The 16,808-nt window shown below is 42.0% G+C and carries 10 protein-coding genes; 7 read left to right on the forward strand and 3 right to left on the reverse strand.

All coding sequences use genetic code 11. The features are described 5' to 3' along the window. Positions 1-20: 20 nt before the first annotated feature. The 4 genes from H8S90_RS04930 (at position 21) to H8S90_RS04945 (ending at position 3,952) form a co-directional block, all read left to right on the forward strand. Positions 21-236, forward strand: coding sequence for a helix-turn-helix transcriptional regulator (locus tag H8S90_RS04930; RefSeq protein WP_187341473.1), 216 nt, complete (start codon positions 21-23; stop codon positions 234-236). Positions 237-238: 2 nt separating this feature from the next. Continuing rightward, entirely contained in the window at positions 239-895 is a 657-nt protein-coding gene (locus H8S90_RS04935; protein ID WP_187341474.1) for a hypothetical protein, read from the forward strand. A gap of 40 nt (positions 896-935) precedes the next feature. After that, complete coding sequence (locus tag H8S90_RS04940; RefSeq protein ID WP_187341475.1) at positions 936-1,343, forward strand: GNAT family N-acetyltransferase; 408 nt, start codon at positions 936-938, stop codon at positions 1,341-1,343. Positions 1,344-1,507: 164 nt separating this feature from the next. Next, positions 1,508-3,952 carry an ABC transporter permease gene (locus H8S90_RS04945; RefSeq protein ID WP_187341476.1) on the forward strand — a complete coding sequence of 815 codons (2,445 nt, stop codon included), beginning with the start codon at positions 1,508-1,510 and terminating at the stop codon, positions 3,950-3,952. A gap of 38 nt (positions 3,953-3,990) precedes the next feature. Here the strand turns inward: H8S90_RS04945 and H8S90_RS04950 are convergent, their stop codons facing one another. Both H8S90_RS04950 and H8S90_RS04955 read right to left on the reverse strand, forming a co-directional pair. Then, on the reverse strand, positions 3,991-5,037 hold the full coding sequence (locus H8S90_RS04950) for an acyltransferase family protein (protein WP_187341477.1): 1,047 nt from the start codon (positions 5,035-5,037) through the stop codon (positions 3,991-3,993). A 29-nt stretch (positions 5,038-5,066) separates the two neighbouring features. Next, positions 5,067-5,663, reverse strand: a complete 597-nt coding sequence (locus H8S90_RS04955; protein ID WP_187341478.1) for an ankyrin repeat domain-containing protein — start codon at positions 5,661-5,663, stop codon at positions 5,067-5,069. Positions 5,664-5,871: 208 nt separating this feature from the next. On the opposite strand from H8S90_RS04955, the gene H8S90_RS04960 reads away from it, so the two are divergent. Then, positions 5,872-7,917, forward strand: a complete 2,046-nt coding sequence (locus H8S90_RS04960; protein WP_187341479.1) for a helix-turn-helix domain-containing protein — start codon at positions 5,872-5,874, stop codon at positions 7,915-7,917. A gap of 176 nt (positions 7,918-8,093) precedes the next feature. Further along, the gene (locus H8S90_RS04965) at positions 8,094-10,472 is read left to right on the forward strand and encodes an FtsX-like permease family protein (protein WP_370525695.1); all 2,379 of its coding nucleotides are present in this window, start codon (positions 8,094-8,096) and stop codon (positions 10,470-10,472) included. Positions 10,473-10,603: 131 nt separating this feature from the next. Here the strand turns inward: H8S90_RS04965 and H8S90_RS04970 are convergent, their stop codons facing one another. Continuing rightward, on the reverse strand, positions 10,604-13,990 hold the full coding sequence (locus H8S90_RS04970) for a DEAD/DEAH box helicase (protein WP_187341481.1): 3,387 nt from the start codon (positions 13,988-13,990) through the stop codon (positions 10,604-10,606). A gap of 332 nt (positions 13,991-14,322) precedes the next feature. Between H8S90_RS04970 and H8S90_RS04975 the strand changes: the two genes are divergently transcribed. Further along, positions 14,323-16,758, forward strand: a complete 2,436-nt coding sequence (locus H8S90_RS04975) for an ABC transporter permease (RefSeq protein ID WP_187341482.1) — start codon at positions 14,323-14,325, stop codon at positions 16,756-16,758. Positions 16,759-16,808 lie beyond the last annotated feature (50 nt).

The raw sequence follows: 16,808 nt of genomic DNA on the forward strand, positions 1-16,808 counted from the left end.
TACGCTTTCAATAATTTTTTATGGATAAAAAGGTATACAATCGTATCAAAGCTGTATTAGCAGAACAGGGCAAAACCAATAAATGGCTGGCAGAAACACTGGACCGGAACATCAATACGGTTTCCAAATGGAGTACAAACAAAATGCAGCCCACAGTAGAGTCTTTGTTTGAAATAGCTGAAGCACTACAGGTGGACGTACGCAGTTTATTAATTTCAACAAAAGGGGGAATCTAAGCGTGAATTATAAACTAGGCGATTTTGTACGTTTTGTTGAGGAAGATTTTGAAGGGCATATTACGAAGATAATCAACGACGAGTTGGTTGCTGTAACTGGCGAGGATGGGTTTGAAATACCCGTTCAGGCATCAAAAATCACGAAAGTTTATGGTCAGCAAAATCGAGAAGATATAGCCTTCGATGAGAAAGACAAGAAACCTGTAGTACAAGCAGGTCCTTTTGTTACTGAAGGCATTTATTTAGCTATTACCGGCGATCAGAAACAGAACACGGGATTCTTTCATTTGGTAAATGAAACGTCTTATGATCTTTTAGTAAGTTTTAACACAGAAAAAGCGAAGCAAGTCGTAGGTGAATACGCCGGTATACTTAGGCCCAGAAGCACACAAAAAATTTATACCGTTAAAATTAGTGAAATAAGCGGGTGGCCTCTGTTTGCCTTTCAGTTTTTGTTCCATGCGGCACAGCTACAGCCGCCCAAAGGGCCTTTGGAAATTGCGAGGCGCATCAAACCATTTGACCTATCGGATTCAAAAAAACATGTACCATTGTTGAATGAGCGCGCCTGGCTCTTTCGCTTAGATGAAGATGGGACAAAAATTGATGCAGCTAAACTAAAAGAAAGTTTTTTTAGCCATCGCCCCGACAAAAAATGAGCTCAATGGCATATCGCTCTTCCTTAAAGTGTCATATAACATGATAAATTATCAGATAGAAAAAGAATTAAGTTTAGGCGAATTCCGACAGCTCCTCCTGCGCTCTACTTTGGGAGAACGACGTCCAATTGATGATCTCGACCGTTTAATTCAGATGCTGGAACATGCTAACCTGATCGTTACCGCACGGGATGAAGACAAGTTAATCGGAATCGCCCGTTCCCTAACAGATTTTGCCTACTGCACTTATTTAGCTGACTTAGCCGTGCACGAAGGTTATCAACGTCAGGGAATTGGTAAAGAGTTAATCAAGCAAACTAAGTTAGCTGCTCCTCAGGCAAAACTCATCTTGCTTTCCGCTCCCAAAGCCATAAACTATTACCCTAAAATCGGTATGACCAAACATAGTTACTGTTATTTTTTAGATAACCTTACTGATTTAACATAACTCATGTACGTATGTGTACGCGGAGTGTCCGTTTCCGTACAGTCTTGCTCTCACACAAAACAAGCAACATGCTGATTTACAGCAAAAAACAAAAGAAGGCCTAATTTTGGCGAGGCCAAAACATGATCATCAATGATGTTTGATCTTTTTATTGGCTTTAGCTTATGTTTAGGAACTACCTGAAGATCGCTTGGAGAAATCTTCTGAAGCACAAAATGTATTCGATCATTAAGCTTGGCGGCTTCTCCTTCAGTATTGCTGCCTGCGCCCTGATTGGCCTGTATATTATCCATGAAATCAGTTATGATCAAACGTATCCGGATAAAGAGCGTATTTTTCGCATTGTAGGGCAAAATATACATAACGGTGAGCTTTCAAGTGGTACGGCGTTTCCAGCGCCGTTGAATGTAGCTATTAAGCAAGACTTTCAGGAAATAGCACTTTCTGGCCGGTTGATGCCCAATTCACTTTTTTATGGCGCAGGAAGTAATCAAATTACCACAGAACAAAACCCGGAAAGTATCTATGAAGAGGGGTTTACTTATCTTGACCAAGAGTTGCTCCATATTTTACAGCTACCCTCGGTTTATGGTGATTATGATCATGCGCTGGAGAAACCCAATACGGTCGTTATCACCGAAAGTAAAGCCAAGAAATTTTTCCCTCATCAAAATCCAGTTGGTCAGATGATCTACCTCAATAATGATCATGGCAATCCTTATACGGTAACAGCTGTAATAAAAGATTTTCCAACTACTTCGCATCTGCACAATTATGATTTCCTGCTTACTTTATCGGGTGTTATTTTTTATCCTGGAGAGCAGGACAACTGGAATGCCAGTAACTATGTTGGGTACCTGAAGCTTCACAAAGGTGTAGATCCACGTGCTTTTGAGAAAAAACTGACGAATCAGGTCCTCACAAAATATGTGATACCGACTATGCGCGCTAACGGAGTAAAGGAGCCCGAAAAAGACGCTAAAGCACTTAGCCTCCGATTGCAGCCCGTAACAGACATCCATCTTTACTCGGCAGATGTAGATGATTATCATCATGTTGCGCAGGGAGACATTCGTTACGTCACACTCTTCGGAGGAATAGCGATCTTTATTCTATTGATTGCCTGTATCAACTTTGTTAATTTATCTACCGCTAAGTCCGCTAACCGTGCGAGGGAAATAGGTCTACGAAGGGTTGTAGGGTCACGGCGCAAGGGACTCATCATCCAGTTTTTGGCTGAATCTACTCTTTATAGCTTCTTGTCTGTTTTATTTGGTTTGTTGTTAGCATGGCTTTGCCTGCCCCTGTTTAATCAACTTACGGGTAAGACCATTACCTTCCCCTGGACGAGCTGGTCGTTATTTCCCATAACCACGTTATCTGCACTAGCTATCGGTTTATTTGCAGGCTTATATCCCGCATTTTATCTTTCCGGCTTCTCTCCGATCAATGCCTTGAGAGGGAATCTAATCCTCGGCGCTAAGAGCCCTTTGCTACGTAATAGCTTAGTGGTTTTCCAATTTGCCACATCCATTATACTCATTATTGGAACCATTGTCATCAATGCCCAAATGCAATATGTGTTACGTGAAAAAGTTGGCTTTGACAAGGATCAGGTACTCATTATCCAAGGCAGTCATACACTTGAAAGACAAATCAACACTTTCAAAGACGAGCTGAAAAAACTGCCAAATGTAATCAATACCTCAATAAGTGATTATCTGCCGGTCAGACTGGGTGGTGTAAAGCGTAATGGCAATACGTTTTACCAAGAAGGGAGAGTACAGGAAGAGGCCGCTACTCCAGGTCAATTTTGGCAGGTGGATAAAGATTACCTTGCAACTTTGGGGATGCGCCTTGCGGAAGGGAGGAATTTTTCAGCAGATTTGCAGACGGACTCACAGGCAGTTATCATCAACCAGACCATGGTCAAACGTTTGGGATTAAAACAGCCTATTGGCGCACGCCTTTATAATGGCGATACCTTCACGGTCATTGGCGTAGTAGAAGATTTTAATTTCGAATCGTTAAGAGGCGGGGTCGAACCTATCTGTCTTGCCTTAGGGAATAGTACAACCATGTTATCTGTTAAGATAAAAAGTCAAGAAACAGCGGCTGCAATTGAGGCCATTACCACGCTTTGGAAAAAATTTTCTCCCCATCAGTCCCTACGTTATACTTTTCTCGACGAAAGTTATGCGCAAATGTATCAAGATGTGCAACAGACCGGCAATATATTTGCAAGTTTTGCTGCGCTCGCCATTTTCATTGCTTGCTTGGGTCTATTCGGCCTGGCGGCATTTACCACCGAACAACGCACAAAAGAGATAGGTATCCGGAAAGTATTGGGCGCAAGTGTAAAGGGTATTGTGCAATTGCTATCGAAAGACTTTATGAAGCTTGTATTCGTTGCCATTGTGATCGCCTTTCCTCTTGCTTGGTGGGCGATGAATAAATGGCTAACGGATTTTGCTTATCGGATTGAATTGGAATGGTGGATCTTTGCATGTGCAGCGCTGTCAGCCCTGTTGATTGCCCTACTGACCATCTGTTTTCAAACGATTAAAGCGGCAATGACTAATCCAACAAAATCATTGCGAAGTGAGTGAGTGGATGTTTTTTTAATCATAAACCCAGATTCCGCGTTTTATTTCAAACCAAATAGTGGTCTTACAAAAGCTATACGCCTAATCACAAATTCATAGGTAATCAGGCAGCCGCTTAGTGTAAAGAGCAAAACCAGTAGAAACTGTAAAGGGGCACTTATCGGTAAAGGGAAAATAAGCGATGAGCCTAAATATAGAAATATCATATGAATAATATACACCGGATAAGCCGCCTCACTTAGATAACTCAAGGTTCTGCTAGAATGGTTCAGATATCGGTGCCCAAAAGCAAACACGGAAATGATCCAGCAAGTGGATTCAACAGCCAGTAAGTAATTCGGCGCGTAAGGCTGATAGTAAATAAGCCTGGTCACAAAAAGAGCGATGGCAACGGTTAAAAGTAGCCATCGCCATTTTTGGATCATCTGCCAAAAAGTATCGCCAGACCGTACAAAGCAAAAGCCAAAGAAAAAAGCCAATAAGCCGATAAAGAAGCCATGACATGTCATGGCATACATTTCAAAAGGCATAGGGTCAAGCAACAGCACTTCTGTCACGAATGCTCCCACAACCAGAAACAGGCCCAAAGGATGGCTAAATACCCGTTTTATCCATCCCACTAGTTGCCCATCTTCCTTTCCCTTTAAGTAGAAGAAAAGTGGAGAAAGCACCAAGACATAGATAAAGATATTTCCTAAAAACCATAGATGGCCCGGGCCTGGAAGATAGCTAATCTCAAATCCATTATATTTTTGCCAAATATAGATATGGATAGGAACGATAAATACCGAGCCAAAGAGAAAAGGCAGCAAAATCCGTTTACCACGTTCGAGAAACAATTGCTTCCAATTCCTTTTCCTACTGGCGAAGTATACGCCCATACCCGACACAAAAAACAGTAAAGGTATACGCCAAACGTTAAGCATTGTCATAGGCACCCATAGTGCTTCCCAGCTTTTTTCACTCGTAATAAAAGCAATCATAGCTCCCCAGGGCTGCATGCCTATCGCCACATGGTATATCAAAAGCAGACCTATAGCAATTACCCGTATCCAATCAATATCGTACCTTCTATCTGGTGTTGACATCTTCATTTGAATAAAATATTCTGAATATATTATTTTAACATTGCAGCTATCTGTGGGCGTATCTTTTCTAGCTGTTTATAATCTAGCTCTAAACCCATTGGCTTCAACAGCTTTCCCATCATATCATAAGTGGACTTCACCTCATTGAAAGGCGCGGCAGCCGATTCATAGGCCGTTGCTCCAAACTTGTTTTTTATCTTTTTATCAGCCCCCTTCTCCAATAGGATTTTCACGATTTCAGGCCGACCGAAGAAAGCGGCCGTAATCAATGCTGTAGACCCTTCCTTATTCTGAAAATCAATATCTGCTCCGGCTTCAATTAAGGTTTCAACCATCGCCGGCTTATCAAATAGCGCAGCCGTTATCAAAGGGCTCGAACCCCCATACGGATCTTTTTTATTAATATCCGTTCCAGCGGCAATATGTTGCTGAAGTGCTTCCGTGTCTCCACCTACAACCGCCGCGTGAATATCTATTTTTGGTGGTTTGACTTTTTCAGTTTTGTTGGCGGTTCCGTTCTGCTGATCAGAATCTCCTTGGCCGACACATGCTGTCATTAAAAAAGAAGCAACTAAAAAAGTAATAACTTTCCATGTTTTTGCTACGATTATCTCCTGCGTTTTCATAATGCTTATTAATTTAAGTTTATTGTTGTTGTAAAGGTCGATTATTCCGTAAATCAATTGAAACAGTTATGCGGAAAAAACCATCAAGATTAATGGAAACGATATAAAATATGACGAAGCGATATAAAATATGATGCAAAAGCCTTCATAATTAGGTATATTTGTTCGGAAAAGAAGCAATTATAGATCAAAGCCTGATTCGCATCTGATGGTTAACGATTTCATACATCAAGTCACTGCAGTAGTTGAGAAAAACCTTTCAAATGAGCAGTTTGGTGTGGCAGAGGTGGCCGATGCCTTAAACATGAGTCGTTCAAACCTGCTCCGAAAGGTAAAAAAACAAACCAACCTATCGGTAAGCCAATTGATCAGGCAGATCCGATTACAACGAGCAATGGAAATGTTAAGGGAATCTTCCCTGAACGTCTCAGAAGTGGCTTACCAAACGGGATTTGGCAGTTCTTCGTATTTCATCAAATGCTTCCGCGAATATTACGGATACCCACCAGGGGTTGTTCACCATGGTAATGAAGACTTGGAAACGGAAAATGTTTCGAATGTTATCACTCCCACCAGCAGTAAAAGACGTTTTATCATCTTAGCTTTTGCTGCGCTAACGGTTGCGCTGATCATTGGTTTGTTGCGATACCGTACGCGTTCTCCAGAGGTCAATACACTTGAAAAGTCAATTGCGGTACTTCCCTTCAAAAACGATAGTAACGATTCCAGTAATGTCTACCTCATTAATGGATTGATGGATGCAACATTAAATAACCTCCAAAAAATAAAAGATCTCAGGGTTATCAGTAGAACATCAGCCGAAAAGTACCGAAATCTATCGAAATCCGTTCCCGAAATGGCTCGTGAGCTGAACGTGAACTATTTTGTAGAAGGAAGTGGCCAAAAGATGGGCAATCGGATATTATTGAACGTACAATTAATTGAAGCACCAAACGATAAACATCTTTGGAGCAGACAGTACCGACGGGAAGCTACCGATATTTTTCAATTGCAGCAAGAAGTAGCCAAAGACATTGCAAAAGAGATTCAGGCGATCATCACTCGTGATGAACAAATGAGAATAGAAAAAAAACCAACAGAAAACCTAGCCGCCTATGATTCATTTATGAAAGGCAGCGATTTGATGCGTAAGGGTGGCCGAAGTAATTTGGAAAAAGCCGTTGATTATTTTAAAAAGGCTATTGATGATGACCCTGAATTTGCGCTTGCCTATGCCGTTTCTGCCATAGCCTATTACTACTTGGATCTTTTTCAAGAAAAGAAAATCTATACGTCCGAAATTGGGTATTCTGCGGACAAAGCCCTTTTATATGACTCCCTATTACCAGAAAGTCTGATCGCAAAAGCCCTATTTTATGCTCATCGAAAAGAATATCAATCGGCTGTTCCCTACCTTGAAAAAGCTTTGGAGTACAATCCGAATTCCATTTTAGCGGTCAGTTTTTTATCCTATTTTTACAACAGTCATATCCCCAATACCGTCAAATACCTGGAATATGCTCTCCAAGGGGTTAGGTTAAACGCTGGATCTCAGGATTCCACGACCCTAAGTCATAACTACCTGCATCTTAGCAATGCGCTGGTACAGACGGGCTTTGTAGATGAATCGCTGCAATATATCGATCAGTCGATTGCCTACGACACCGAAAATTCTTACGCCTCCTGGGTAAAAGCGGTGGTGCTGTTTGCTAAAAATGACGATGCAGAACAAACCAAGCAGCTCCTACGCAAAGAGCTGGATAAAGATAGCACGCAACTCCATATTTTACAGGAAATTGGAAAAATATACTATTATACAGGCGATTGTAAAACTGCCTATCGCTACTTCAAGCAGTTTATAGAACTTCGTAAAGCCCATCAATTGGATATTTTTGGAAATGTTGACCTGGACATTGGCATCGTGCTATCCAAAGTGGGTGTTAAGGAAGAATCGAAGAAATTTATAGCCAGTTTTAAGCATTTTGCGGACAATGACTCATCCATCTACAAGCATATGCACCAAGCCATATATTATGCTTATCTGGGTGACCGGGTACAAACCGTCTCGCATCTGCAACGCTTTGCAAAAGAAGAAAACTATCAGTACTGGATACTTTTATTTGAGAAAGACCCTTTGGTAGATCCTTTTAAAAATGATCCGGCCTTTAAAAAAGTGATGCAAGAAATCAAAGACAAGTTCTGGAAACAACATCAGGAAATTAGAAGCTCGCTGGAAGAAAAGGGTTTGCTGTAACCTCCATTTCGAATAGTCTTCTGATCAAAAACGTACACCAAGTGTTCGATTTCGAACAATGATTTAGCATCCCATACTCGTTAGCTGTTCAGAAAAGGCATTTTTTTGTGTGGCAATAAACTTGTGCAAGGCTTTGTATGATAAAGAATTATCTCAAAATAGCTTGGAGAAACTTAATGAAGAATAAGGTTTATTCCTTCATTAACTTATCAGGTCTCACGATAGGGTTAACCTGCTGCCTCATAATAAGTATTTATTTGATAAATGAGCTTAGTTATGATCGATACAACAAAAACGCTGATAATATCTATCGCGTTGAAAGAACCTTTCTGAATGCAGAAAGCAAAAGTGTTTCTTTAGCTTTGGGTGCCGTAGCCCCGACAATCGCCCCCTTACTTAAAAACGACTTCAGGGAAATTGCCTCTATCACAACCCTTTTGCCTATAGGTGAAGGAACGGTTCAATATGAAGATAAAATCTTTAAAGAGCCGGAAATCTATTTTGCAGATGAACAACTGTTCGATCTTTTCGATATTCAGCTCCGCAGTGGCGACGTCAAAGAAGCTTTAACAGAACCTTATTCTATCCTGCTTACAGAAGAAATGGCCAAAAAGTATTTTGGCAACCAAGATCCGGTTAATAAAATGATCAAGCTCAACCAACAGCTACTTTTTAAAGTAACCGGCGTATACGACGCTTTACCTCAAAATGCACACTGGCATCCGAATATGCTGCTGTCCTTTGCTTCCCTAAAAGACACCCTGATCTATGGAGAAGAACAGCTCCGGACGAACTGGGGGAATAACGCATTTTATACCTATTTAAAACTCCCAAACGATGGCGTTGCAAAAAAGCTGGAAGCACAGTTGCCTGATTTTCTAAACAGGCACGTCCCAGGTGCAGATAACAAAGCTTCTGAATGGACGTCATTGTCACTTCGGAAACTGACGGATATCCATTTGTATTCGCATAAGGACTCCGAGCTGGAAGAAAACGGCGACATCAAAAGGGTGTACATTTTTTCCGTTATCGGCTTTTTTATTTTGCTCATTGCCTGTATCAATTATATGAACTTATCTACCGCACGCTCCTCTTTAAGAGCCCGGGAGATCGGTGTGAGAAAAGTAGTAGGCGCCAGCAAAAAAGAACTGATCGCCCAATTCCTCAGCGAGAGTGTAGTAATCGGTTGGTTAGCGGCTATCCTTGCCTGTATGATAACGTGGTTGGCTCTGCCTGGACTTAACTACGTGTCCGGACAATCCCTATCATTGTCCATGTTATGGGAACCACATTTTATCATCCCCCTTTGCTTGTTGCCCTTTGTCGTTGGTATACTGTCCGGAATTTATCCTGCACTTTTCCTTTCTACTTTTCGACCTGTGACGGTATTAAAAGGTATCTTTAAAAACAGTGAGAAAGCCTTCTCAGCAAGAAAGGTTTTGGTTGTCGTACAATTTTCAATATCAATCATACTGATCATCAGCACTGTAGTTGTTTTTCAACAATTACAGTATATTCAAAATAAGTCCCTGGGCTTTAAGAAGGAACAAATAGTTGTTTTAAACAATAATAGCGGATTTCAGCATGCCTTCCAAGCTTTCAGAACATCCTTGCTTGCTAATTCATCAATAGTGGAAGTCGGCCGGTCAAGTCGCATTCCCTCTGGTAGATTATTGGATGCGGATGGGTCGCAGATTACTCTCGGAAATTCGCTGGCCCCATCAAAAGCGGATATTAAATATGTAAGGGTAGATGACGGTTTTATTCCAACTTACAATATCCCCATTTTGAATGGTAGAAATTTCATGCGGACAAATGGTTCTGACACTTCTTCTTTTATCCTCAACCAAGCAGCGGTACGCGCTTTGGGGATACAATCGAATGAAGAGGCGATCGGCAAACAATTTAAATATGGCGTCCGCAACGGACAGATTGTGGGTATCATGAACGACTTTAACTTCGAATCCTTGCATCAGCGAATCTTACCGCTGGTTTTATTCGTTTCCAAGGAGGAGAATGACTATGGTAGCATTTCCGTTAACATAACGGGCAGCACACAGCAGGCTCTTCAGCATATCGAAACAATATGGAAGAAGTATCTACCTGAGGTACCTTTTGACTATATATTTTTAGACAATCGCTTTGCCGATCTCTATAAGGCGGAACAACAACAGCAGTTGATTTTTTCTACCTTTGCGGGTATCGCCATCTTCATCGCTTGCTTGGGATTGTTTGGTTTATCTGCCTTTACTATTACCCAGCGGGTAAAAGAAATAGGCATTCGAAAAGTACTGGGGGCAAGTACCGGCAGTATCGTAGGTTTACTATCAAAAGATTTTCTCCTATTAGTTGCCTTGTCTGCTATTATTGCTTTCCCAATAACTTGGTTCGCGATGCAAAACTGGCTAAGCGATTTTGCTTACCGCATCGACATCTCTTGGCTGGTATTTGTTATCGCCGCGGTTATCGCGCTACTGATTGCTTTTATTACCATCAGTGTACAAACGATCAGAGCGGCACTCGCAAACCCAACGAAGTCATTAAGGAGCGAATAAGGTTGGTTATGAAGCGTGTATTTATTACTTGGACTAACCGCGTATTTTGATAGCGGTTTCTTACCTCAGTGGTATTAACAATCATCATCCTTTTGGTTTTTAATCAAAAGAGGTGATGAACAAAAGTCAAATTAGCCCAACAGCCTTAACAAATCTTCCTTCGAAAGGTGCAGGGAAGATTGATCATCAGCTATCAACTCTTCTGACAAAGCTCTTTTCTTTTCCTGCAATTTCATCATCTTTTCCTCTACGGTATCCTTGCATACCAGTCGAACAGCGACTACATGCTTTGTTTGACCGATACGATGCACCCGGTCAATGGCCTGGTTCTCAACCGCTGGGTTCCACCAGGGATCCACCAAGTACACATAATCTGCGGCAGTGAGGTTCAAGCCTGTGCCACCAGCTTTTAGGCTGATCAGAAAAACACGTTTTTGTGGTTCTGACTGGAATGTATCTACTACCTGTCCCCTGTTCCGGATACTTCCTGTAAGGTAGGCGTAACCAATATGACGGACGTCCAAACTTTTCTTGATGAGATCAAGCATGGTCACAAACTGGGAAAACACCAAGATCTTATGTTCGGGAGCCTTTTCCTCTATTTGCGTCAGCAACGTATCAATCTTAGCCGATGAGTCCCCAGGTAGTCGTCCCTCCCCTAGCAAGATAGGAGAATCGCATATTTGACGCAAGCGCGTTAGCCCACGCAACACATTCATCGGACTTTTATCCAGCTCTTCATTGGTTGTCGCCGAAATATATTCGCGGAACTCTCTTTCATATGCTTTATAGATTCGTCTTTGCGTTGCATCCATTTCACAGTATAAAAGTACTTCCGTCTTCTCTGGCAACTCTTCGGCCACCTCACCTTTTCTTCGTCGAAGAATAAAAGGTTTAATCTTTCGCTGTAGCATATCCAGACGCTTCTTATCGTGAAACTGATCGATCGGCATCAGGTACACGTCCTTGAAATATTTTTTACTTCCGAGAAGACCCGGGCAAGCAAAAGAAAGCTGCCCATACAAATCAAACACATTGTTTTCCAAAGGCGTTCCCGTAATTGTCACCCTGTTTCGGGCCTTCAGCAATCTTGCCGCCCTATAACGTTGCGATTCGGGGTTTTTAATTAGTTGTGATTCATCTAAAAAGACATAATCAAAGATAAATTCTTTCAGAAAAGCGATATCTGAAACCAAGGTACCATAGGTGGTAAGCACAATATCCATGCTATTGAATCGCTTAGTCTGTTTATTCCTTTCCGTTCCATGGTGCATAAGTAAGTGAAGCGATGGCGCGAATTTAGTAAGTTCCTGTTTCCAGTGTGAAAGGAGCGTTGTCGGCACTACCAATAGGTGCGTTCTTTGTGCGTATTTCTCCTTTAGCCCCAAGATAAAGGCAATAATCTGCAGTGATTTCCCCAAGCCCATATCATCTGCCAAACAGCCTCCAAAATTAAGGTCGTCCAAAAAGTTAAGCCACGCAAGCCCTTTCCGCTGGTAAGATCGTAATGATGCTTTTAATGCCTTTGGCACAGCCACGTTCCAAGTGGTATCGAAATTTGCCAACCGCAGCTCATAAGCTTTTAAATCAATTTTCACTGTCTCATCCAACTGTTCTTCTTCAAATAATTCTTTGATAACAGCGAAATTGGTTTTTGCAATGCCTATCGCATCATCGTCCAATAGTTCCCCTATATTAAAATACGTATTGAACTTATTGATCCACTCTTGCGGTAACACACCTAAACTACCGTCATCTAGACGAACAAATTTCCGCTTATCGCGTATCGCCGTATGTAAATGCTTGAGGGAAGCCTTCGTTTTACCGTAACTCACCCCTACTTTCACATTAAACCAGTTCATCCCACTCAACACCCGGATGTTAATTTTTGCTTTATGTGGATTGTAACGGTTACCTTCCAGCTCTTCGAAACCATAAATGGTTATCCCTTCGGCGAATAGCGTTTCGAACACCTCCAAGAACCAATCTTCATCCAAAAAGCGCTTTCGGTGCAGATAGAGGTAGTCCAGATCATTGGCTAGTTGCTCCTCGAAGTAAGCGTGCTGCCGAACAAGGCAAGCCATGAAGTCCGTCTCAAGTGCGTCGTTTCTTTTAATAAGAAACACTTCTCCATCATCATCCTCTCCGTGAATCTGCCTTCTACTACGCACAGCCACTTCCGCCTCTCCGTAACGCGCCACCGGTGTGATCGTTACATAATTGCCAAAGTCAGCAAGATAAATAATCTTTTCTACCGAAGTTCCAAACTTTGCTAATTGACGAGTTGTGGCTACTCGCGCATATTCGTACTGCAGCGTAATACGCTCTTCCAGCTTCTCTAGCAACTGTTTTCTAAAATCCAGATATTTGTTTTGATGGATCAACAGGTTTCCCGGCCTATTGGCGAAAAGCTTCAGCAGACCCAATATCCTCGGTTCGTCAACTAGATATAAGGTGTTTTCTACCCTCAGGAAATAATCAAAACACCATTCTAGCTCGTTAAGCATATAAGGTGTCCCGTCTATCATAATCGTAACTTCTAGCTCATAGAACACCCCTTTTCGGGCAATATTAAGCGTTATTTCTTTCGGCAACACCCTTGCCGTTACGGGTATAATAGAAGAGGCGTTTACTTTCTCAGAGAGACCTGAGTCGTGGTAATAAAAAGCATATTCCAAAGGATTCTGCACAAGGGCCCGCAGAGCATTCCCATCTATATGAGGCTCCTTTTTAGCTACAGGGTTTTGAAACTTATGAATTGCGGCAAAAAACTTCACCTGTTGCTGTCCTTCCATCGTCCATATTTCTTCCAAAGGATGGATGGGCCGAAAAGGGTTCTTTACTTTTCCTGTCTTTGTAGTCGGTGCTCGATAGAGCTCTACGATGAGATGGCGATAATATTTATGCCGTTTTAGGAGAATGATTGTCTGTTGATCAGCCATCGCTTTCGAAGAAAGATCTAGCTCAGTTGACGTCGGTTCCAGCCAAGATGTCCATTCTCGCAAGTTTTTTTCTGTAACAGGCACTAAAGACGATAGCGTTGGCACGATACGCAATTCACCTGCAGTATAATCTAGCTGAAAGAATCGGTCGAGCTGGTTTTCCTGTTCCAAACCATAATCAACAGCCTTTTCCCGCAATAGTTTCATCCTAAGTTGTTCATCAAAAAAGACACGGAAGGTCACCTTCTTAAGAACGGCGAAGAGCACTAAGAGCTCCTGCTCCGTCAGTTTTCCGTTTTCAGCATCATCGTAGCTACTAACCAGCAGCCCCTCCGCTGTTTGCTCGACGGATATCTCTGGAAAGTACACTCCATCTAATTTGCTTCCAAAAACACCAGATCCCAGCTTCAGGTTATTTGCTTGAACTTGCTGATCATCCGAGGGGTGCAGATATAACCCTGGAACAGCCAATTGAAATAACATCGTTTCCGAGAGTTGAGCGATCTGTAAGCCCTTCAGTTGCACTTTATGCCGTTTATGCACAGCTTCTTTCCGAACGTTAAGCTTATTATCCATTTCAAGACAGGTTACCTGTCAAAGGTATAAGATTTAGGTGGAATACACTATCGGCAATTGATGGTATTAGTTATTTGTCACGAATTATTATATTGACAAGACGGTTCCTGAATATGAGTGGGTTGATTTTGTTCGAATTACCTTAGCAGACAATAACCGGTGTTACCAATTTACCTTCTACTGTTCGGAATCGGACAAGTTGTGTTCGATTCCGAACATAATCGCACACCATAAAAACGATAAACCACTTATATACAATCAATTAAAAACAAAGGATGTTTTTTGATAGATGAAAGGATAATTTTTGGTTTTTATTCCACAACACGTTTCTTATGCTGAAGAACAACCTACTGTTAGCATTACGCCATTTCTGGAAGAATAAGGTTTCTGGCATTATTAATATCCTCGGCCTAGCCATAGGTGTCAGTGCAGCTTTGGTCATCTACCTTATCATTCAATACGAGTATAGCTACGAAAAAGATCTTGTACATAGCGATCGGATATATCGGGTTGTCACCAACAGTGAATGGAAGAACAGCGGCGTCCGTGCACCATTGCCTCGTTTAATAAAAAGTCAGGTAAGTGGCGTCGAAGCGGTAGCACATTATATTCAGGATGATTGGCAAAACACCATCAAAATACCCAGCAATGATGGTAAACAACATAAACTATTTAAAAAAGAAAGCGGCATTATCTTTTCTGATGCGGACTATTTCAAAGTCGTTCCCCATCAATGGTTAGCAGGCAATGCACAACAGGCATTGGCCGCACCTTTACAATTGGTGTTATCGGAAAGCAAAATTCAAACTTTTTTCCCCGGTCTTCATCCTGATGAAGTTATCGGTAAAACCGTTATTTTCAAAGACAGTCTCTATACCACGATTGCCGGTGTTGTTAAAGACCGGGAAGCCAACACTGATTTTAACAACCAACTATTTATTTCCCTAGCTACCGTAACTAGTAATACTGGGCTCAAGGAACTTTTCAATTACGATGCCTGGAATAACGTCAATGATAATTCCCAGTGTCTGCTATTATTAAATCCTACGGCAGAAGCAAGTCGGGTCAACCAACAGATAGACGATATTTATGCTCGGGTAGCTCAAGCGGAAAAAGACGAATCCAAAGACGCCCACTGGTTACAGCCCTTGGCAGATATTCATTTTAACAAAGCCTTTTCCGGCGGAGGGAGATATATCGAAAAATCTACCTTGCTGAATCTGTTCCTTTTGGCTATCTTCCTGATTTTACTGGGAGCCATCAATTTCATCAACTTATCCACCGCCCAATCCATCGAAAGGGCGAAGGAGGTGGGCATACGCAAAACACTGGGCAGCGGCAAAAAGACGCTTATTATCCAATTTCTACTGGAAACATTTACGCTTACGATAACCGCCTGCATCATTTCCGTGATCATCGCCCCATTACTTTTTAGAGCATTTTCCGGTTTTATTCCGGCAAGCATGTCTTTTGGAGATATCTTTCAGGTAGACATTTTTTTATTTCTAATCCTTTTATCTTTCGGCATTACTTTTTTGGCCGGTTTTTACCCCGCTTGGGTATTAACGGCATACAAACCCGTTTCGGCTATTAAAAACCAGGTCAGTGATCATAGTAAGCAAACGCGATCGGCGTGGGTACGTAAAATGCTCATTACCTCGCAGTTCGTCATCGCGCAGGTTTTTCTGATCTGTGTGCTCATCGTAAGTAAGCAGATAAACTTTGCCAAAGACAAGGATATGGGCTTTCGAAAAGAGGCGATTATCAATTTTTACATACCCGACTTTTCGAACCGCCAAAATAGTCAAAAATTCGTTTTGCTGAACGAGTTAAAAAATATCGCCGAAATTGAAGCGGTTAGCCTAGGAAATCACAGTCCTGCTTTTAGCGGCAATATGTCCAATGGTCTTAGTTATATGGTGGGCGATGAGAAAGTCGAAGTCTCCATCGATTCAAGATATGGTGATACCAGTTATTTACAGGTTTATAACATCCCGCTTTTGGCAGGTCGGAATATCCGATTGGCGGATTCTACATACGAAGTACTCATTAACGAATCCATGATGAAACAGATGGGTTTTCAGCGCCCTGAGGAGGCCCTCGGGCACACCTTAGATTTTTACGATGAGGATTCGCCTATTGTGGGGGTAATGAGAGACTTCAATATAGCCTCGGTCAGAACGCCTGTAAAACCGCTGATCTACTGGGGAGAAAAAAATGACGGCTATGTAATGCATGTTGCCTTACAGGCAAATAATCCTTCTTCCTGGAAAAAAGCGCTGGACAAGCTGCAAGCTTCCTGGAATAAAGTATACCCTGACTATGAGCTGGACTATACCTTTCTAGATAAGACCATCGAAAATTTTTACCAAAACGACGTCCGTTTATCCAACCTGCTCAACTGGGCAATGGGACTTTCCATCGGTATTGCCGCAATGGGTCTGTTCGGGTTAGGCGTTTTCACGGCCAATCAGCGAACGAAGGAGATCGGCATAAGGAAAGTTTTGGGAGCCCATGTCGGTCAGATCGTCTTTTTATTGTTGAAAAACTTACTTGCCTTGGTCGTGCTGGCCTGTTTGATTGCTTTTCCTATTGCCGGTTATTTCATGCATCAATGGTTGGAAAATTTCCACTTCCGGACAGCTATAAGTTGGTGGATCTTTGCGGTGTCAGCAATAGGCATGTTAAGCTTTGCAGCAGTTGTTTTAGGGATAAAAGCTTTTCGGGCGGCATCGGCCAATCCGGTGGATTCGCTAAGGGATGAGTGATAATCATTTGTTTTTGCGTTGCCTGCATATGTAGATTCAGCTCGTACACA

This window comes from Olivibacter sp. SDN3, from assembly GCF_014334135.1.
GTDB lineage: Bacteria > Bacteroidota > Bacteroidia > Sphingobacteriales > Sphingobacteriaceae > Olivibacter.